This is a genomic window from Pseudomonas sp. P5_A12, from assembly GCF_056400685.1.
This window is the reverse complement of record NZ_JBFUKU010000005.1, coordinates 28,815-49,410: the sequence shown is the minus strand read 5'-3', so window position 1 is coordinate 49,410 and position 20,596 is coordinate 28,815. Positions and strand designations below refer to the sequence as shown.

Sequence of the window (20,596 nt, the reverse complement as noted above, 5' to 3'; positions counted from 1 at the left end):
GCTTGTAGCTTGTAGCTTGTAGCTATCGCTAGATCGGGCAGGTCACGCCTGTGCCGCCAATCCCGCAATACCCTTCTGGGTTCTTCGCCAGGTACTGCTGGTGGTACGCCTCGGCGAAGTAGACCGTCGGCGCTTCGTCGATTTCAGTGGTGATTTCGCCTTTGCCGGCCTTGGTCAATTCAGCCTGAAATACTGTTTTGCTCTTGAGTGCGGCGTCCAATTGCGCCGGGTTGGTAGCATAGATCACCGAACGGTACTGAGTGCCGATGTCGTTGCCCTGGCGCATGCCCTGAGTCGGGTTGTGCAGTTCCCAGAACATCTTCAGCAGCTCGTCGTAGCTGACTTTTTCCGGCTCGTAGACCACGAGCACCACTTCGCTGTGGCCGGTCAGGCCTGAGCAGACTTCTTCATACGTTGGGTTCGGCGTGAAGCCGCCGGCGTAACCCACCACGGTACTGACTACGCCTTCACGCTGCCAGAAGCGACGTTCCGCTCCCCAGAAGCAGCCCAGGCCGAAAATCGCAAAATCCACGTCGGTGATGAATGGACCCAGCAATGGCGCGTCGTGGACGAAGTGTTTTTCCGGCAGGGACATGGGTGTTTCGCGGCCAGGCAGAGCTTGTTCTTTGGTTGGAAGCACGTTTTTGTTCACCAGAATTTCCGAGCGCAAGACCATGATCAGTCCTCTCAGTCAGGTTGGGATGTAGGAATCAGACCGCCAGTTTGCCCAATGCCGCCCAGTTACGCACTACCCCTGTGGGAGCGAGCCTGCTCGCGAAGCGGTGTGTCAGCCAAAATCCATGTCACTGATACACCGCTATCGCGAGCAGGCTCGCTCCCACAGGGATTCGAGGTGTTCCTCAGGAATTTTCGGGGTCGAATCAGGCGAACGGGCCACGCGGATAGCGCTTGAGCTTTTCGATCAGCTCGGCGCCGGGTATCGGCCGGTCGAACAGGTAGCCCTGACCGACGTCGCAGCGGTGGCGGCGCAGGAAGGCCAGCTGCTCGGCGGTCTCGATGCCTTCAGCCACGACCTTGAGTTTCAGGTTATGGGCCATGGCAATCACCGCGGAGGTGATTTCCATGTCGTCCTGATTGTCCGGGATCTCGTGGATGAAGCTGCGATCGATCTTGATGATGTCGATCGGGAATTTTTTCAAATAGCTGAGCGACGAGTAACCGGTACCGAAGTCATCCATCGCCAACGTCAGGCCCAGGCGCTTGAGCTGGTCGAGTTGCAAGTGCGTATCTTCGGTGGCTTCCAGCAGCAGGCCTTCGGTGAGTTCCAGTTCCAGCAAGTGGGCCGGCAACGCTTCTTCCTTGAGGATGTTGGTGATGGACGACACCAGATCCGGGTCGGAGAACTGCTTGGGCGACAGGTTGATCGCGACTTGAAGATCGCCCAGGCCGGCGGCGCTCAGCTCCTTGCTCATGCGACAGGCCTGGCGGGCGACCCATTTGCCGATGGGGATGATCAGGCCGGTTTCTTCGGCGACGCTGATGAACTGGTCCGGGCGGATCATGCCTTTGTCAGGATGGTTCCAGCGCAGCAACGCTTCCATTCCCAGCAGACGGCCGCTGCGCAGACAGAGCTTGGGTTGATAGAACACGTCCAGCTCGTTCTGGGTCAGGGCGCGGCGCAGGTTGTTCTCGACGAACAGCTTGTAGCTGGCCTCGGCATTCAGTGCTTCGGTGAACACCTGGACCTGATGCTTGCCGTTGGCTTTGGCTTTGTGTAGCGCCAGACCGGCGTTGCGCATCAAGGTTTGCGGGTCGCGACCGTGCAGCGGCGCGCAGGCCAGGCCCACGGAGCCGGTGACGCTGATCAGTTGGTTGTCGACGAACATCGGCTTGTCGAGGGTCATCAGCAACTCGTGGGCGACCTGTTGGCCGATACGCAGGTCGGTATTGTCCAGCAGCACGGCGAATTCGTTACTGGCAAAGCGTGCCAGGCCGCCGCTCGGGCTCAGGCTGTTGCGCAGGCGTCGGGCCAGGCTGATCAGCAATTTGTCGCCGGTCTGGTGACCGAGGCTGTCGTTGATCCGCTTGAAATTGTCGATGTCCACCAGCAGCAGGCTGATTGGGGTGTCGGTGTCTCGGGCGAAGCGTTCGTCGAGGTTGCGGATGAACGCCGGGCGGTTGCCGAGGTTGGTCAGGTTATCGGTGTAGGCCAGGCGCTCGATGCGCTGCTGGGCGAGTTTGTTCTGGGTGATGTCTTCGTAAATGCCGATGTAATGCGTCAACTCGCGGTTATCGCCGTATACCTTGGAGATCGACAGCTGCCCCCAGTAAGGTTCGAGGTTTTTGCGTCGGCTCTTGAACTCGCCCTGCCAACTGTTGCTCTTGGCCAGCGCCGAGGGCGCGTCGAACAGCAGTTCGCTGAGGTTCTCCAGTGCCGGCAGTTCCGACAGCCGCTGACCGTGGACTTCTTCAGTGCTGTATTGGGTGATCGCGGTGAAGCTTGGGTTGACGTATTCCACCACGCCATCGCAATTGACCAGCAAAAAGGCATTGGCGCTTTGCTCGACCGCACGCTGGAACAGGTGCAGGGCGCTGGTGGCGGTGCGGCGGTTGTGGTTGTTGATGACCTGGGCGAATTGATCTGCCAGCTCGCCGACAAAGGCGATTTCGTCCGACTGCCAGGCACGGGGCGCACCGGTCTGTTCCAGGCACAGCACGCCGACCACTTGCCCGTCGACGCGGATGCTGGCGTCGAGCATCGCGTTCACATCGCGTGGGCGCAGGCGCTCGGCCATGTGCCGGGTGCGCGGATCACGCAGGGCGTTATGGGCGTCGATGGCGCGGCTGCTGTGCAAGGCTTCGAGGTAATCAGGGAAGCTGCTGACGTCGATCGGCTCCGGCAGCCGGTATTCCCCGCTGGCGCGGTGATAGGCCGAAATCGGCACCAGCAGCGAACCTTCAAGGTTCCACAGGCTGGCGCAGTCAATTTCGTAGATATCACAGGCGCTGCGGGTGATCAGTTCGGCGGCTTCTTGCAGGGAATTGTTGCTGCTGTAGCGCTGGCGAGTCAGCAACAGGATCAGGTCCTGTTGGGCGCGCACTCGTTCCAGATGTTGCAGTTGTACCTGCTGGGCGAGCTGATTGAGCTCCAGGGCGATTTGCAGGCGTGAGTTCTGGGTTTCCAGATCCTGCGTGGGCAGTAGCTGATTGTGTTCGAACAGGTCGTCGACCACCAGCAGATAGCCGCGCAACAAGTGCCGATTGTGCTGTTTATAGGCTTCGCCCAGCTCCAGCAGGTTCAAGGTGCCGGAGGCGGTGTGCAAGGTGTAGCGGATCTGGTAGTTCGGGCTGTCGGTCAGTTGCTGCTGGACCGCGTCATGCAGCTGATAGCGCGCTTCGGGCTCCATCAGGCTGGCGTAGGGAGAGTCCACCAGCGCACACAGGTCTACGGCCGGCAGACCGAAATGACGTTCGCAATTAGGGTCCAGAAACAGTAGCGCCCAGCTAGGTTCATTCAGCCGTTCGAAACGCAGCATGCCGAGCCGCGAGGGCACAGGCAACTGCGTCACTACCTCGGCCACCATACGGCTGGCGGCATCGGGTTGGCTTTTCATTGAGGGGAACTCGCTTCGAATGTGCTGAACGCGTCGGGCTCTCGCCCTCTTGATTGATGGCTGCGGCAAGGTTGCATCATTGCGGCCCCGACTGACAAGAGACATGAAGGCCAAGTGCTATAGGAATATGTCGGCAGGCGTGAGGTTTTCTCCAGCGCCGACTAAAAACCAATGCATTTGGCCTTTGTTGTCTTAGTGCAGCGGGATGTTGACCGTTTGTAATGGCTTGCCATCCCGATCGTGGTAATTGACCTGAATCTGCTCCCCATCAACGATCAAGTGGGCGAAATTGTCCTGGCTGACTACGTTGCTGGTCAGTTCATGCCGATACTCCCCCGCAGTCGTTTGCGCTAGTGCCTGATCCAGGATGAACGTGGAGGCCTTGGCATACGGCAGCAGTTTACTGTTGCACAGTGGCGAGGAGACGATGGTGTGCACCTCGAAGTCCGGGTCTTCGCTGTGGGTCAGGCGGCTGGTCAGGGAGCCGTGGACGTCGCCGGAAATGAAGACAACGTTTTTGATGCGCTGCGTCCGAATCGTTTCCAGCAACCGTAGGCGTTGTTCGGGAAAGGCTTTCCAGGCGTCATCGCCCTGAATTTTGCGGTCGGGGTAGAACATCACGCTGGTGACCACGAATTTGACACGGGCCTGGCTGTGGGTCAGCCATGTGAGCAGTGCCTGTTCCTGCTCTTCGTCGAGGATACGGCGATCATCGGCCGATAAATTGCGTCGAGTGCGGCTATCGGTGACAAACCATTCAATATCGCCTTCGACGAACTGATACCAATACTGTTCAAGTTTTCTGTCTATTTGTCCGTCGGCTAGAAGTTTATGCGCCGGACTGTGGCTGGCTTGATATAGCTCGTAGGCCGCGGTGGCGTTTTTGTATAAATAAGCATCTTCCTTGCTTTCGTTGGTTGGCCAGTTGTCTTCTATTTCATGGTCGTCGAGGATCATGTAAGTCGACAGGTTGGACATTAACTTTGTGATGTTTGGCTGGGAAAAAGCTGCGCGATACTTGCTGAGTATTTCCTTGTATTCCCGGTCGGGAGCAATGAGGTTCAGGTCGTCGACATAAATTTGGTCGCCGGTCATCAGCATCGCGCTGACAGGCGGGTCTGCCTGCTGCGCCAGATCGGTGATCGAAGCAAAAATCCGGTCACCCCGTTGCGGTGCCGACGGTATGCCCGCCGTCATGCGCAGGTAGCGGCACGAACCGACTATATAAGCCCTTGGTGTGTCGGCCTTGCTGGAGCGGGTGCGGAACCGGTAAATCTCCCTGGGCCACTGCAGAGGTAGTTCCTGAATCGTCTCCACGGTATGCACCGGGCTCATCGGGCTGAACCAGCCAGCCTGATATTCGTACTCGGTGTCGCTGGACAGTTCATTAAGCGCAATCACATCGGACATGTCGCGCAAGATCGTCAGTTTTGCAAACACGCCTCGGGACCAGCGCTCTTCACCCAGGCGCCGATAACGAATACCTGCAAATACCACTGAGTTATCTTGAAGTTCGCCGCGCAGAAAGATGCGCGCGTGATTAGTTGTGGTGTGGCCAATAATTGGGCCGACAGTTGGTTTTAACATGTTCGAATCCATTCGAAGTAATTTCTAACTAAGCAGAAATGACTGATGCGGTTTTATTAAATATCAGTCGGACTAAGCGTAGTTATTGGCTCGCGAAAAATATCGGGAGGAAGTGGACTTGCGTTGTGGCCGATATCAGCGACGAATGTAGGAAGAAGCTTTATTGAAGGCAAAAAAAGCCCCGCCAAATTGGCGGGGTTGAGGTACGAGCGTGGCGCTCGGAAAACGTGGAACGCGAACGGCCCTCCGGTGAGGGAGGGCCGGCCGGTGTTACAGCAGGATAGTGCGGATGTCCGCCAGCAGGCTGCTCAGACGCTGGGTGAAGCGTGCAGCCGCGGCGCCGTTGATCACACGGTGATCGTAGGACAGCGACAGTGGCAGCATCAGCTTCGGCTGGAAGGCTTTGCCGTCCCAGACTGGCTGGATGGTTGCCTTGGAAACACCGAGGATCGCCACTTCCGGCGCGTTGACGATCGGCGTGAAGCCGGTGCCGCCAATGTGGCCGAGGCTGGAAATGGTGAAACAGGCGCCTTGCATGTCATCAGCGGTGAGCTTTTTGTCGCGGGCTTTGGCGGCCAGCGCAGCGGCTTCGGCTGCCAGTTGCAACAGGCTCTTCTGGTCAACGTTCTTGATGACCGGTACCAGCAGGCCTTCAGGGGTGTCGACGGCGAAGCCGATGTTCACGTATTTCTTGCGGATGATCGCTTTGCCGCTTGGCGCCAGCGAACTGTTGAAGTCCGGCAGTTCCTTGAGCAAATGCGCGCAGGATTTGAGCAGCAGCGGCAGGATGGTCAGCTTGACGCCAGCCTTCTCTGCAACGGCTTTCTGAGCAATGCGGAACGCTTCCAGCTCGGTGATATCAGCCGAATCGAACTGAGTCACGTGTGGAATATTCAGCCAGCTGCGATGCAGGCTCGACGCGCCGATTTGCATCAGGCGAGTCATCGGCACTTCTTCGGTTTCACCGAAGCGGCTGAAGTCCACGACCGGAATCGGCGGGATGCCCGCGCCGCCAGTTGCGCCAGCAGCAGCGGCCGGTGCTTCCTTGGCCTTCTGCATCATCGCTTTGACGTAAACCTGCACGTCTTCTTTGAGGATGCGACCGTGCGGGCCACTGGCGCCGACGGCGTTCAGCTCGACGCCGAATTCACGGGCCAGTTGGCGTACTGCCGGACCAGCGTGAACCTTGGCGCCCGGCTTGGCCGGTGCAGCAACAGGTGCGGCAGCGGCCGAAGCAACAGGCGCCGCCGCTGCCGGGGCAGGAGCGCTCGGTGCAGCAGCGGCCGGAGCCGGGGCCGCAGCAGGCGCAACGCCTTTGACTTTCAGCTTGAGGATCAGGTCGCCGGTACCGACTTCGTCATCCAGCTTGATGGAAACACTTTCCACCACGCCAGCGGCAGGCGACGGGATTTCCATGCTCGCCTTGTCGGATTCCAGGGTGATCAGCGACTGGTCGGCTACGACGGTGTCGCCGGCCTTGACCAGGACTTCGATGATCTTGGCCTTGCCTGCCGAACCGATGTCCGGAACGTGGATGTCCTGAACGCTGTCGGCCACTGGAGCAGCTGGAGCTGCTGCAGGAGCAGGCGCAGCGGCGGGTGCCGGAGCAGCTGCCTGGGCCGGGGCGGCAGCCGGTGCCGCAGCACCTGCCACTTCCAGATCCAGAATCAGGTCGCCGGTACCGACTTCGTCGTTGAGCTTTACGCTGATGGCCTTGACCACGCCAGCGGCGGGCGAAGGAATTTCCATGCTGGCCTTGTCGGATTCCAGGGTAATCAAGGATTGATCAGCCTCGACGGTGTCGCCGACCTTGACCTGGATCTCGATGATCTGGGCCTTGCCCGACGAACCGATGTCCGGCACGTGCACTTTCTGAATCGAAGCGGCAGCAGGGGCAGCGGCTGGCGCGGCAGCAGCAGGTGCGGCAGCCGGTTTCGCTTCGGCTTTTTCCGCTGGCGCAGCGGCAGCCGCCGGAGCCGCCGCAGCGGCACCTTCGACTTCCAGCTCCAGCAGTTCGTCGCCTTCTTTCAGGCGATCGCCCAGCTTCACTTTCAGGCTTTTGACGATGCCGGCTTTAGGCGCAGGAATTTCCATGCTCGCCTTGTCCGACTCCAGCGTCAGGATGCTCTGGTCGGCTTCGATACGGTCGCCGACCTTCACAAACAGTTCAATTACTTCACCTTCACCGCTGCCGATGTCAGGTACGCGAATGAGTTCGCTCACAGAATCTCTCCTCAGCAGTCCAGTGGGTTGAGTTTTTCCGGGTTGATACCGAACTTGGTGATGGCTTCAGCCACAACCTTAGGTTCGATGTCACCACGGTCAGCCAATGCTTCCAGGGCTGCCAACACCACGAAATGACGGTCGACTTCGAAGAAATGACGCAGTTTCTTGCGGCTGTCGCTGCGGCCGAAACCGTCGGTACCCAGGACTTTGAATTCCTTGGACGGGACCCACTGACGAATTTGCTCAGCGAACAACTTCATGTAGTCGGTAGAGGCAATGACCGGACCTTTACGGCCGTTCAGGCACTCTTCGACGAAGCTCAGCTTAGGCTTCTGGCCCGGGTGCAGACGGTTGGTGCGCTCGACGGCCAGGCCGTCGCGACGCAGTTCGTTGAAGCTGGTAACGCTCCATACGTCAGCGCCGACGTTGAACTCTTCACGCAGAATCTTCGCCGCTTCACGGACTTCACGCAGGATGGTGCCGGAGCCCATCAGCTGAACGTGGTGCGCCGCTTCGCGGGTGTCTTCTTCGAGCAGGTACATGCCCTTGATGATGCCTTCCTCGACACCGGCCGGCATGGCTGGCTGCTGGTAGGACTCGTTCATCACGGTGATGTAGTAGAAAACGTCCTGCTGCTCTTCGGTCATCTTCTTCATGCCGTCCTGGATGATCACCGCCAGCTCGTAGCCGTAGGTTGGATCAAAGGTGCGGCAGTTCGGGATGGTGGCAGCCAGCATGTGGCTGTGACCGTCTTCGTGTTGCAGGCCTTCGCCGTTCAGCGTGGTCCGGCCGGCGGTGCCGCCGATCAGGAAGCCACGGGTACGGCTGTCGCCAGCGGCCCAGGCGAGGTCGCCGATACGCTGGAAGCCGAACATCGAATAGAAGATGTAGAACGGCAGCATTGGCTGGTTGTGGCTGGAGTACGAAGTACCGGCGGCGATGAAGGAGCTCATGGCGCCTGCTTCGTTGATGCCTTCTTCGAGAATCTGGCCTTTCTTGTCTTCGCGGTAGAACATCACCTGGTCTTTATCGACTGGCTCGTAGAGCTGGCCGACGGACGAGTAGATGCCCAACTGACGGAACATGCCTTCCATACCGAAGGTACGGGCTTCGTCCGGGATGATCGGAACGATGCGCGGGCCGATTTCCTTGTCCTTGACCAGCTGCGCGAGGATCCGCACGAAGGCCATGGTGGTGGAAATTTCACGGTCGCCCGAACCGTCGAGGATAGCCTTGAGGGTATCCAGCGATGGGGTCGGCACGCTGAAGCTCTGCGCGCGGCGCTGTGGCACGAAACCGCCCAGTGCAGTGCGGCGCTCGCTCAGGTAGCGGGCTTCGGCGCTGTTCGGTTCTGGTTTGAAGAACGGCAGGTTCTCCAGTTCGTCGTCTTTGACCGGGATGTCGAAACGATCACGGAACAACTTCAGGCTGTCGACATCGACTTTCTTGGTGTTGTGCGCAGTGTTTTTCGCTTCGCCGGCACCGGTGCCATAACCTTTGATGGTCTTGGCCAGGATGACGGTCGGTTGTTCTTTGTGGTTGACCGCTTCGTGGTACGCCGCGTAGACCTTGTACGGGTCGTGGCCGCCACGGTTGAGTTTCCAGATCTCGTCGTCGGACAGATCGGCAACCATCGCCTTGAGTTCTGGCGAGTTGAAGAAGTGTTCACGCACGAACGCGCCGTCTTTGGCTTTGTAGTTCTGGTACTCGCCGTCGATGACTTCGTCCATGCGACGTTGCAGGATGCCGTCGACGTCTTTGGCCAGCAGTGGGTCCCAGAAACGGCCCCAGATGACTTTGGTCACGTTCCACTGAGCACCACGGAACACGCCTTCGAGTTCCTGGATGATCTTGCCGTTGCCGCGAACCGGGCCGTCGAGGCGCTGCAGGTTGCAGTTGATGACGAAGATCAGGTTGTCGAGCTTCTCGCGGCCAGCCAGCGAGATTGCGCCCAGGGATTCCGGCTCGTCGCACTCGCCGTCGCCCAGGAAGCACCAGACTTTCTGCTTGCCTTCAGGAATGAAGCCACGGGCTTCCAGGTACTTCATGAAACGTGCCTGGTAGATCGCCTGGATCGGGCCCAGACCCATGGATACCGTCGGGAACTGCCAGAAATCAGGCATCAGCCACGGGTGCGGGTAGGACGACAGACCGTTGCCATCAACTTCCTGACGGAAATTGTTCATCTGGTCTTCGGTGATGCGGCCTTCCATGAATGCACGGGCGTAAACGCCTGGCGAGGTGTGGCCCTGGAAGTAGATCAGGTCGCCGCCGTGTTCGTCGGTCGGGGCCTGGAAGAAATAGTTGAAGCCAATGTCATACAGGGTTGCGCTGGAGGCGAAGCTGGAGATGTGACCGCCCAGGTCAGAATCTTTCAGGTTCGTACGCATCACCATGGCCATCGCGTTCCAGCGTACCAACGAGCGAATGCGGCGTTCCATGAACAGGTCGCCAGGCATGCGTGCTTCGTGGGTAACGGGAATGGTGTTGCGGTATGGCGTGGTGATGGCGTAAGGCAGTTGCGAACCGCTGCGGGTCGCCAATTCGCCCATACGGGTCATCAGATAATGAGCGCGGTCTTCGCCTTCTTTGTCGAGAACCGATTCCAGGGCGTCCAGCCATTCCTGGGTTTCGACGGGATCGAGGTCTTGCATGGCTTGCTCCAGGGCGGAAAGGCTTCCAGAATCGGTTGCCTGAGTTTGCGACTGGCCTTGTGGGCAGACGATATAAATTCTTGGATTGCCGAGAGGTTGTTCCGGCGGCGTGTAGTTTTACTACAAATCTTCGGGCATTTCAGCCTTTCGGATGTATATACGAGTAGTAAAACTACAGATGAATGGCTTGTGGCCTCCGGCTGCGTTGTGAGAATAATCGTTAAGGTTGGTCTTTTGCCAACCACAAAAGGTGAAAGCTTGATGTTCGCTGCCAAAAATAAAGAATTTTCAGCTATTTCTAACTTTTGTTCGACAGTCCTTCAGGTAGCGGGTTTTCACAATTCACTACATGCAGCCGTCTCCACGCCGATCAAGGATAGACCATGAGCCTTCCCACGCTTGCCGAACTGCCTGGCATTCTCCTGCCGTTTGTCACCCGCGCCGAGCAGTCGTTCCGTACCGCCGTTGCGGCACTTGATGACGATCATGGCCTGTCGGCCTGGACGCCTGAACGCTGGGCACAATTTACCCGCGTCACGGCGTCCAGCGACTTTGTGACTGAGCAAAGTGTGCGTGATCCTTTGATGTTGCTGGCGCTGGTGCAGTCCGGTGAACTGGACCGCAGCTTTACCCCCGGTGAGCTGTGCGGACAGATTGCGGCGGCGGTGAATACGGCGCAAACCGATGACGAACTCGGCCGCGCCCTGCGCCGTCAGCGCACCCGCCAGCAAGTGCGGATCATCTGGCGCGACCTGACCCGTCAGGCCGACCTGGTCCAGACCTGCCGCGACCTCTCGGACATGGCCGATGCGAGCATCGATCAGGCCTATCAGTGGTTGTACTCGCGTCATTGTCAGCAGTTCGGTGTGCCGACCGGCCGGCGCAGTGGCCAGCCGCAGCAGATGGTCATCCTCGGAATGGGCAAGCTCGGCGCCGTAGAGCTCAATCTTTCGTCAGACATCGACCTGATTTTCGCTTACCCCGAGGGCGGCGAAACCGTGGGAGTGAAACGCTCGCTGGATAACCAGGAGTTCTTCATCCGCCTCGGCCAGCGTCTGATCAAGGCGCTGGACCCGATGACTGTCGACGGCTTCGTGTTCCGCGTCGACATGCGTTTGCGGCCTTACGGTTCGGCCGGTGCATTGGTCCTGAGCTTCAATGCGCTGGAGCAGTATTACCAGGATCAGGGGCGCGACTGGGAGCGCTACGCGATGATCAAGTCGCGGGTGGTGGCCGGCGATCAAGTGACCGGAGCGCAATTGCAAGAGACGCTGCGCCCGTTCGTTTACCGGCGTTACCTGGATTTCTCGGCGATCGAAGCGTTGCGCACCATGAAGCAGCTGATCCAGCAGGAAGTGCGGCGCAAAGGCATGGCCGACAACATCAAGCTCGGCTCCGGCGGCATTCGTGAAGTCGAGTTCATCGCCCAGGCCTTTCAGCTGATCCACGGCGGTCGCGACTTGAGCCTGCAACAACGCCCCCTATTAAAAGTACTGAACACGCTGGAAGGTCAGGGTTACTTGCCGCCAGCGGTGATCAGCGAATTGCGCGAAGGCTACGAATTTCTGCGGTACACCGAACACGCGATCCAGGCAATTGCCGATCGCCAGACCCAGATGTTGCCCGATGGCGCAGAAGATCAGGCGCGCATCGCCTTTATGTTGGGGTTTGCCGACTGGGACGCTTTCCATGAGCGGCTGATGTATTGGCGCGGCCGCGTGGCCTGGCACTTCGCTCAAGTGATCGCTGATCCCGACGAAGAAGAAGGCACGGTAAGCGAAGTGGTGGTGGGCGGGGAATGGTTGCCGCTGTGGGAAGACGTTCAAGATGAAGAAGCGGCTTGCCGTCAGTTGCAAGAGGCTGGTTTCAAGGAGGCGACCAAAGCCCTGAAAGCCTTGGCCGGTCTGCGCGGCAGTCCGCAGTTGCGCGCGATGCAGCGTTTGGGGCGTGAGCGCCTTGATGCTTTTATTCCGCGCCTGCTGGCCCAGGCCGTGGAACATGCCAATCCCGATCTGGTGCTGGAGCGYGTGCTGCCGCTGGTTGAAGCCGTGGCCCGTCGATCTGCGTATCTGGTGTTGCTGACCGAAAACCCCGGCGCGCTGCGACGGTTATTGACCTTGTGCGCCGCGAGTCCGTGGATCGCCGAGCAGATCACCCGCTTCCCGCTGCTGCTCGACGAGTTGCTCAACGAAGGCCGGCTGTTCAAGCCGCCCCTGGCGCCGGAACTGACCGCCGAGTTACGTGAACGTCTGATGCGGATTCCCGAGGACGACCTCGAGCAGCAGATGGAAGCCCTGCGCCATTTCAAACTGGCGCACCGCTTGCGCGTCGCCGCCTCGGAAATCGCCGGCAGCCTGCCGCTGATGAAAGTCAGCGATTACCTGACCTGGCTCGCCGAAGCGATTCTTGAACAAGTGTTGGCCCTGGCCTGGCGCCAGACCGTGGCCAAGTACGGCACGCCGTCGCGCGCTGACGGTAGATTGTGCGATCCCGACTTCATCATTGTCGGTTATGGAAAAGTCGGCGGGCTGGAACTGGGGCATATTTCGGACCTGGATCTGGTGTTTATCCACGATGGCGATCCACTGGCAGAAACGGACGGGCCGAAACCGATCGATGGTGCGCAATTTTTCACCCGCCTGGGGCAACGGATCATTCACTTGCTGACGGCGCAGACCAACTCCGGTCAGCTGTATGAAGTGGACATGCGCTTGCGACCTTCGGGTGCATCGGGGTTGTTGGTGAGTTCGATCGGTGCATTTGCCCGTTATCAGCACGGAGAGGCCTGGACCTGGGAGCATCAGGCGCTGGTTAGGGCGCGGGTGCTGGTGGGCAGCGCGGAGGTCGGTCGGGAATTCGAGCGGGTTCGCGCGTCGGTGCTGGGCAAGCCGCGAGACCTGGCGACCCTGCGTCAGGAGGTCAGTGAGATGCGCGCGAAGATGCGCGATAACCTCGGCACCAAGAGCACGGCGGCCGGGACCGGGGCGAATGCCTTCGAAGCCACGGCGCCGTTTGATCTCAAACAGGACGCCGGAGGTATCGTCGATATTGAATTTATGGTGCAATACGCGGCCTTGGCGTGGTCCCAAACGTGCCCGTCATTGCTGCGCTGGTCTGATAATTTCCGCATTCTGGAAGAGCTGGCAAACGAAGGGCTGATGCCCGCCGAAGACGCCAGCTTGTTGCGCGAGGCCTATAAAGCCTACCGCGCCGCCGCTCACCGGCAGGCCTTGCAGAAGGACGCCGGGGTGATACCAGGCGATCAGTTCGCGGATGAAAGGCGACAGGTCATGCGGATCTGGCGTGAGCTGGGGTTAAGCTGAAACAGGATAGTTGTAACACCTAATACCCAATGTGGGAGCGAGCCTGCTCGCGAAGAGGCCGTCACATCCAGCCTGTATGCTGACTGTCACGCCGCTCCCGCAGTAGATCTGCAGTGTCTTGTAGAATTCTCGAGGCGGGGAGGCGTATGCCTCCCCGGTTCGTTTTTGGAAACCACATGAAAATTCTGATCGTTGGGCCCAGTTGGGTCGGTGACATGGTGATGGCGCAGACTCTGTTTCAGAGTCTCAAACAGCGCCACCCGCAATGCGAAATCGACGTCCTGGCCCCCGAGTGGAGCCGGCCGATCCTGGAGCGCATGCCCGAAGTCCGGCAGGCCTTGAGCTTTCCGCTCGGCCACGGTGCCTTGGAGCTGGCGACCCGTCGGCGCATCGGCAAATCCCTTGCCGGCCAATATGACCAGGCGATTTTGCTGCCCAATTCGCTGAAGTCGGCGCTTGTGCCATTCTTCGCCAGCATCCCGAAACGCACTGGCTGGCGTGGCGAATTCCGCTACGGCCTGCTCAATGACGTGCGCACGCTGGACAAAGAACGTTATCCGCTGATGATCGAGCGGTTCATGGCCCTGGCGTACGAGCCAGGCGCCGAACTGCCGACACCTTATCCACGCCCGAGCTTGCAGATCGACCCGGTCACCCGCGAAGCGACGCTGGCTAAATTCGGTCTGGCCCTCGACCGTCCGGTGTTGGTGCTGTGCCCCGGCGCGGAGTTCGGTGAGGCCAAGCGCTGGCCGTCCGAGCATTACGCCAAGGTCGCCGAAGCGAAGATTCGCGAAGGCTGGCAAGTCTGGTTGTTCGGTTCGAAAAACGATCACGCCGTGGGCGAAGACATCCGTGCGCGGCTGATACCCGGTTTGCGGGAAGAGGCGGTCAACCTCAGCGGTGGCACCTCGCTGGCCGAAGCTATTGACCTGATGTCCTGTGCCGACGCGGTGGTGTCCAACGACTCCGGTCTGATGCACGTCGCCGCCGCGTTGAACCGCCCGTTGGTGGCGATCTATGGCTCGACGTCGCCGGGTTTCACCCCGCCGTTGGCCGAGCATGTCGAAGTGGTTCGCCTGGGCATCGAATGCAGCCCCTGCTTCGATCGCACGTGCCGTTTCGGACATTACAACTGCTTGCGCCAGCTCATGCCGCAAGCCGTGAACGAAGCCTTGCAGCGGTTGCAGGGCACAGTGGTCGAGGTCAAATAGTTTGCGGGTTCTGCTGATCAAGACTTCCTCGCTGGGCGACGTGATTCACGCGCTGCCGGCACTGACCGACGCGGCGCGGGCGATCCCCGGCATCCAGTTCGACTGGGTGGTGGAAGAAGGCTTTACCGAGATCCCGACCTGGCACCCGGCCGTGGGCAAGGTGATCCCGGTGGCGATCCGCCGCTGGCGCAAAAACATCTGGCAAACCATCAAGAGTGGCGAGTGGAAGCGCTTCAAACAAAGCGTTCGCGCCGAAAAATATGATCTGGTGATCGACGCCCAGGGCCTGCTGAAAAGTGCCTGGCTGACGCGCTACGTCAAGGCGCCGGTCGCCGGGCTGGACAAGAATTCGGCGCGTGAGCCGATGGCTGCACGTTTCTACTCCCGTCGCCTGGCGGTGGGCCGTGGACAACACGCGGTGGAGCGGGTGCGTCAATTGTTCGCTCTGGCGTTGGGCTACGACTTGCCAAAAGGCCTGGGCGATTACGGCCTGAACGTCGAGCGCCTGGTGGAACTGCCGCGCAAAAATCCGTACGTGCTGTTCCTGCATGGCACCACGTGGGACACCAAACACTGGCCGGAAGCCTACTGGCGTGAGCTGGCCGAGCGCGTCGGTTATCTCGGCGTTGCTGTGAAGCTGCCGTGGGGCAATCCAATCGAGAAAGCCCGGGCCGAGCGCATCGCCGCCGGCTTCCGTCACGTTGAAGTACTGCCCAAGCTGAACCTGGCCGGTGTCGGCAAGGTGCTGGCCGGCGCACAGGCTTGCGTGGCCGTGGACACAGGCCTCGGCCATCTGGCCGCCGCGCTCGATGTACCGACCCTGTCGTTGTTCGGGCCGACCAATCCGGGCCTGACCGGCGCCTATGGTAAATCGCAGATTCACATCGCCAGCGACTYCCCCTGCGCACCTTGCCTGCAGAAAAAATGTACGTACCAACCGACGGAACAGGATGCCCGTCAGTTTGACCTGAAACGCGAGTGGCCATTGTGCTTCACGCGTCTGAATCCCGAGCGTGTCGCGACCCGACTGAGCACGTTGTTACTGGCTGAGGAGCTGCGCTGATGCAATTGGCATTCGTTTTGTACAAGTATTTTCCATTCGGCGGCTTGCAGCGTGACTTCATGCGCATCGCCCTGGAATGCCAGCAGCGCGGGCATCAAATTCGCGTCTACACGCTTATCTGGGAGGGCGACGTTCCGCCGGGTTTCGAAGTGCTGGTGGCGCCGGTCAAGGCCTTCTTCAACCATCGGCGCAATGAAAAGCTCAGCGAGTGGATGGAAGCGGATCTGGCCAAGCGTCCGGTGGATCGCCTGATCGGTTTCAACAAAATGCCGGGCCTGGACGTTTACTACGCCGCCGACGGCTGCTTCGAAGACAAGGCGCAAAACCTGCGTCATTCGCTGTACCGCCGTTGGGGCCGCTACCGTCACTTCGCCGAATACGAGCGCGCGGTGTTCGCCAGGGACGCCAAGACCGAAGTGTTGATGATTTCCGAAGTGCAGCAGCCACTGTTCATCAAACATTACGACACGCCGCTGGAACGTTTTCATTTGCTCCCACCGGGGATCTCCCAGGATCGTCGTGCGCCGGCCAATGCCGCCGAGATTCGTGCCGGTTTTCGTGCCGAGTTCAACCTCAAGGACGATGAACTGCTGCTGGTGCAAATCGGTTCCGGGTTCAAGACCAAAGGTGTGGATCGCAGCCTCAAGGCGCTGGCCGCATTGCCCGCTGATCTGAAGAAGCGTACCCGGCTGTTTGTAATTGGCCAGGATGACCCCAAATTATTCCAGATGCAGAGCGCCACCTTGGGGCTCGGCGACAACGTGACGTTCCTCAAGGGTCGCAGCGATATCCCGCGTTTCCTGCTCGGTGCCGATCTGTTGATCCACCCGGCGTACAACGAAAACACCGGGACCGTGTTGCTCGAAGCCTTGGTGGCCGGGCTGCCGGTGTTGGTCAGCGCGGTGTGCGGTTATGCCCACTACATCGCCGAGGCCGACGCCGGGCTGGTGTTGGACGAACCGTTCGACCAGGCGCAACTGACTCAGTATCTGACCGGCATGTTGAACGACGCTCAGGCACGGGCGGCCTGGAGCCGCAACGGTCTGGCCTTCGCCGAGACGGCCGACCTCTACAGCATGCCGCAGCACGCGGCCGATGTGATTCTGGCGGAGYACGGTCAATGAAGTTGATGCTGGCTGAACCGTTCAAGAGCCTTTGGGCCGGACGCGATGCGTTCACCGAAGTCGAAGGTCTCGAAGGCGAGGTTTACCGTGAACTGGAAGCGCGCCGCACCTTGCGCACTGAAGTGAACGGCAATGGTTTTTTCGTGAAGATTCACCGTGGCATCGGCTGGGGCGAGATCTTCAAGAACCTGCTGACGGCCAAGCTGCCGGTCCTCGGCGCGGGCCAGGAATGGAAGGCCATTCAGCGCCTGAAAGAAGTCGGAGTGCCGACCATGACCGCTGTCGCTTACGGCGAGAAGGGCAGCAATCCGGCGGACCAGCACTCCTTCATCGTCACCGAAGAACTGGCGCCGACCGTCAGCCTCGAAGACTTCAGCATTGATTGGATCAAAAACCCGCCTACGCCTGCGCTCAAGCGGGCGTTGATTGCCGAAGTCGCGCGCATGACTGGCATGATGCACCGCGCCGGGGTCAACCATCGCGACTGCTACATTTGCCACTTCCTGCTGCACACCGACAAACCGGTGACCGCCGACGATTTCAAACTCTCGGTGATCGACCTGCACCGTGCCCAGACCCGCCCGGCGATCACCCGGCGCTGGCGCAACAAAGATCTGGCGGCGCTGTACTTCTCGGCCCTGGACATTGGCCTGACCCGGCGCGACAAATTGCGTTTTCTCAAGGGCTATTTCCAGCAGCCGCTGCGTCAGATTTTGGGCGAAGAGGCGTCGCTGCTCGCCTGGCTTGAGGGCAAGGCCAATAAACTCTATGACCGTAAACAGCGATATGGGGATGCACTCTGATGGCGGGTTGGAAACTGGAACCCGCTTATAGCGATCTGGCAGAGGATTTCGGCAGTCTTGAAGCGGTGTTTGCGCTGCAGGGTGAGCGGCTGACCAATGACCTGTTGTCCGAGGTCATCCGCGTCAATCGCAACGGCGTCAACTATTACGTCAAACGCTACACCGGTGCCGGCAAAGGCCTGCGCCGTTACCTGGGCAAACCCCGGGTGAAGGCCGAATGGCAGAACCTCAAACGCTTCGCCAAGTGGGGCATTCCCACCGCTGAAGTGGTGGCCTGGGGTTTGGAGCGGCGCGGCGCGGCCTACGATCGTGGGGCGATGATCACGCGCGAACTGCCGAATACTGAAGACCTGTCGGCCCTCGCTGAACGGTTCGATCCCAAGTTGTCGGACCGCGCCTGGGTCGACACGGTCAGCCGGCAGTTGGCTGGTTACACCCGGACCATGCACGACCATCGTTTCACGCATAACGATTTGAAGTGGCGCAATCTGCTGATCGATGATCAAGCCCGGCTGTTCCTGATCGATTGCCCCAATGGTGATTTCTGGCGCGGCTTCTGGCTTAAATACCGGATCACCAAAGATTTGGCCTGCCTCGACAAGGTGGCCAAATACCACCTGTCGGCCACCCAGCGCCTGCGCTTTTATCTGCAATATCGTCAGCGTGACCGGCTTAATGCCGCCGACAAGAAACGGATCCGGCACGTGGTGAGATTTTTCGAGGGACGCGAATGACTGATTTTCTGGCCGCTGAAGACCGTGCGCTGCTTGAGCGCCATGGCCTCGGCACGTTCGATGCGCTCTGGGCCAAACAGCTCGACGCCGTGGATGAGCCCAACACCGTTGGCGGTGGCTGGAGCAGCGTGTTTCGGCTGGATCTGGAAGGTCGTGGCTTCTACCTCAAGCGCCAGAGCAACTACCTGACGCGTACCTTTCACGCGCCCTTTGGTGAGCCGAGTTTTGCCCGTGAGTTTCGCAACATCAGCCGTTATCAAAAGCTGGGCATACCGGCGCTGCAAGCGGTGTTTTTTGGTGAGCGCAAAGTCAACGGTGAAGTCCGCGCGGTGCTGCTGACCCGCGCGCTGGACGGTTGGGATGATCTCGATTCACTGTTGCAGCGCTGGTCGAGCCTGAGCGAGTCGCAGCACACGGCCATTCTCAAAGCCTGTGGTGTTCTGGCGCGACGGCTGCATAGCGTGCGTCAGGTTCATGGCTGCTTCTATCCCAAGCATATTTTTCTGCAAGCCAAGGGCGACGGTTATCAGGCGCAGTTGATCGACCTGGAAAAAACCCGGCCGCTGCTGTTCGGTCAACGTGACCGGGTCAAGGACCTGGAACCGTTACTACGCCGCGCGCCGGAGTGGACCGAGTCGCAGTTGCGCGAGATGTTGGCGGTCTATGTCGATCAACCGCAGGACAGTTCGCTGGTGGACAGTTGGATCTCGCGTCTGACTGCGCGGCGCAGTCACAAGGAGAAGCGCTGATGCGTTTGTCCGAACTGAAAGGCGCCGGTCGCAGCCCGAGCCTGCCGATGAGTATTTCGCTGGCCGATGCCGCCGGCCCCGCCGAATTGCAGCTGCTCAGTTTGCTGCGAGTCTTGCCGGGACAGCGTTACGTCGGCGCTGGCGTCTGGCGCGGCCGTCCTGTTCTGGCCAAATTGTTGGTGGGCAGCAAGGCTGCGCGGCATTTTCAGCGTGAGCTCAACGGTGTGCGCATGCTCGCCGATCAAGGCCTGACCACGCCGCAATTACTGGCCGATGGGCTGAAGGAAGGCGAGGGCGGCTGGTTGTTGTTCGATTTCCTCGAAGACGCCGAGAGCCTCGGGGAGACCTGGAAAAAAGTCGAACACTTGCCGGTGCTGGCGGATATGCAAGGCGCCGTGCTGGCCGAGGCGTTGGGTGCTATCGGGCAAATGCATCGCAAGGGGCTCTGGCAGGAAGACCTGCATCTGGACAACCTGTTGCGCCAGCGCGGTCGGTTGTACCTGATCGATGGTGGCGGCGTCTGTGCGGAAACGCCGGGACAGCCGCTGTCACGAAACAAAGTCCTGGAAAACCTCGGCGTGTTTTTTGCGCAGCTGCCCAAGACGCTGGAACCGTTCATTGAAGAATTGCTGGTGTATTACCTGTTGAGCAACGGCGAGCACGCCCTGCCGATGGAAGCCTTGCAGACGCAGATCGACAAAGTTCGCGCCTGGCGCTTGAAGGACTTCCTGATCAAGGTTGGCCGCGAATGCACGCTGTTCAGCGTCCAGCGCGGAGCGTTTGCCTTGCGCGCGATTCGTCGCGAGGAAGAAGCGGCAATGTTGCCGGTGCTGGCCCAGGCCGACGTGTTGCTCGATCAAGGTCATTTGTATAAGACCGGTGGCGCTGCGAGTGTAGGAAAGGTCGAGGTTGATGGTCGGGCGCTGGTGATCAAACGCTACAACATCAAGGGTTTTGCGCACTGGCTCAAGCRCTTCTGGCGCCCGAGCCGTGCCTGGCACTCGTGGCACGAAGGCAATCGCCTGGCGTTCCTCGGCATTGCCACGCCCAAGCCGTTGGCGTTGCTGGAGACGCGTTTTCTCTGGCTGCGCAGTCGAGCGTATCTGGTGACCGAGTATCTGCCGGGGCCGGACATCATCGAGCGCTTCGCGCCTTACGTCGAAAGCGGCGACGCTCCTGAGGCGGAGCTGTTGGCGCTGGATCATTTGTTTGCGGAGTTGATTGGCGAGCGAATCAGCCATGGCGACTTCAAGGGCCACAACCTGTTCTGGCAGGACGATCGCTGGGCGCTGATTGATCTGGACTCGATGTGTCAGCATGCCTCGGTGAGCAGCTTTGCCCCGGCGTATGCGCGGGACCGGGCGCGGTTTATGCGTAACTGGCCGGAGAGTAGTGCGCTGTATCAGGTGATTGATCAGCGACTTCCCAAGGAGGTCTCCGGCGCTGCCTGAATCGGACCTTCGGTCCTATCGCGGGCAAGTCGCCCGAGATCTAGAGGACAGGTTCTTGTGAACTGTCCTACATGATCTGCAGAACCCATGAACTGT

Annotated in this window: 14 protein-coding genes; 9 read left to right on the top strand and 5 right to left on the bottom strand. The window is 59.8% G+C overall.

Annotated elements, in window-relative coordinates; all coding sequences use genetic code 11:
* Positions 1–28 precede the first annotated feature (28 nt).
* The 5 genes from msrA to aceE all read right to left on the bottom strand — a co-directional run bounded on the left by msrA (position 29) and on the right by aceE (position 10,042).
* Positions 29–676: a peptide-methionine (S)-S-oxide reductase MsrA gene (msrA, locus tag AC1DSG_RS01695; protein WP_477789294.1), complete on the bottom strand. Its 648-nt coding sequence runs from the start codon at positions 674–676 to the stop codon at positions 29–31.
* Between the two features lie 205 nt (positions 677–881).
* Entirely contained in the window at positions 882–3,575 is a 2,694-nt protein-coding gene (locus tag AC1DSG_RS01690) for a putative bifunctional diguanylate cyclase/phosphodiesterase (protein WP_477789293.1), read from the bottom strand.
* A 192-nt stretch (positions 3,576–3,767) separates the two neighbouring features.
* Complete coding sequence (locus tag AC1DSG_RS01685) at positions 3,768–5,162, bottom strand: alkaline phosphatase D family protein (RefSeq protein ID WP_477789292.1); 1,395 nt, start codon at positions 5,160–5,162, stop codon at positions 3,768–3,770.
* Between the two features lie 270 nt (positions 5,163–5,432).
* The gene (gene aceF, locus AC1DSG_RS01680) at positions 5,433–7,385 is read right to left on the bottom strand and encodes a dihydrolipoyllysine-residue acetyltransferase (protein ID WP_477789291.1); all 1,953 of its coding nucleotides are present in this window, start codon (positions 7,383–7,385) and stop codon (positions 5,433–5,435) included.
* Positions 7,386–7,396: 11 nt separating this feature from the next.
* Entirely contained in the window at positions 7,397–10,042 is a 2,646-nt protein-coding gene (gene aceE, locus AC1DSG_RS01675; protein ID WP_477789290.1) for a pyruvate dehydrogenase (acetyl-transferring), homodimeric type, read from the bottom strand.
* Between aceE and AC1DSG_RS01670 the strand changes: the two genes are divergently transcribed.
* The 9 genes from AC1DSG_RS01670 to AC1DSG_RS01630 all read left to right on the top strand — a co-directional run bounded on the left by AC1DSG_RS01670 (position 10,037) and on the right by AC1DSG_RS01630 (position 20,500).
* Positions 10,037–10,429 (top strand): hypothetical protein, encoded by a 393-nt coding sequence (locus tag AC1DSG_RS01670; RefSeq protein ID WP_150782383.1) that lies wholly within the window; start codon positions 10,037–10,039, stop codon positions 10,427–10,429. The genes aceE and AC1DSG_RS01670 overlap by 6 nt on opposite strands.
* Positions 10,426–13,365 (top strand): bifunctional [glutamate--ammonia ligase]-adenylyl-L-tyrosine phosphorylase/[glutamate--ammonia-ligase] adenylyltransferase, encoded by a 2,940-nt coding sequence (glnE, locus tag AC1DSG_RS01665; RefSeq protein ID WP_477789289.1) that lies wholly within the window; start codon positions 10,426–10,428, stop codon positions 13,363–13,365. Before AC1DSG_RS01670 ends, glnE begins: the two co-directional genes overlap by 4 nt.
* Before the next feature lie 176 nt (positions 13,366–13,541).
* Positions 13,542–14,576, top strand: coding sequence for a lipopolysaccharide heptosyltransferase II (gene waaF / locus AC1DSG_RS01660; protein ID WP_477789288.1), 1,035 nt, complete (start codon positions 13,542–13,544; stop codon positions 14,574–14,576).
* A gap of 1 nt (position 14,577) precedes the next feature.
* Complete coding sequence (gene waaC, locus AC1DSG_RS01655) at positions 14,578–15,639, top strand: lipopolysaccharide heptosyltransferase I (protein WP_477789287.1); 1,062 nt, start codon at positions 14,578–14,580, stop codon at positions 15,637–15,639.
* Positions 15,639–16,763, top strand: a complete 1,125-nt coding sequence (locus tag AC1DSG_RS01650) for a glycosyltransferase family 4 protein (protein ID WP_477789286.1) — start codon at positions 15,639–15,641, stop codon at positions 16,761–16,763. The genes waaC and AC1DSG_RS01650 overlap by 1 nt, the downstream gene beginning before the upstream one ends.
* Complete coding sequence (rfaP, locus tag AC1DSG_RS01645; RefSeq protein ID WP_477789285.1) at positions 16,760–17,566, top strand: lipopolysaccharide core heptose(I) kinase RfaP; 807 nt, start codon at positions 16,760–16,762, stop codon at positions 17,564–17,566. Before AC1DSG_RS01650 ends, rfaP begins: the two co-directional genes overlap by 4 nt.
* Positions 17,566–18,300: a lipopolysaccharide kinase InaA family protein gene (locus tag AC1DSG_RS01640; RefSeq protein ID WP_477789284.1), complete on the top strand. Its 735-nt coding sequence runs from the start codon at positions 17,566–17,568 to the stop codon at positions 18,298–18,300. The genes rfaP and AC1DSG_RS01640 overlap by 1 nt, the downstream gene beginning before the upstream one ends.
* Positions 18,297–19,049 (top strand): lipopolysaccharide kinase InaA family protein, encoded by a 753-nt coding sequence (locus AC1DSG_RS01635; protein ID WP_477789283.1) that lies wholly within the window; start codon positions 18,297–18,299, stop codon positions 19,047–19,049. The genes AC1DSG_RS01640 and AC1DSG_RS01635 overlap by 4 nt, the downstream gene beginning before the upstream one ends.
* Complete coding sequence (locus AC1DSG_RS01630; protein WP_477789282.1) at positions 19,049–20,500, top strand: lipopolysaccharide kinase InaA family protein; 1,452 nt, start codon at positions 19,049–19,051, stop codon at positions 20,498–20,500. Before AC1DSG_RS01635 ends, AC1DSG_RS01630 begins: the two co-directional genes overlap by 1 nt.
* The last annotated feature ends 96 nt before the right edge of the window (positions 20,501–20,596 follow it).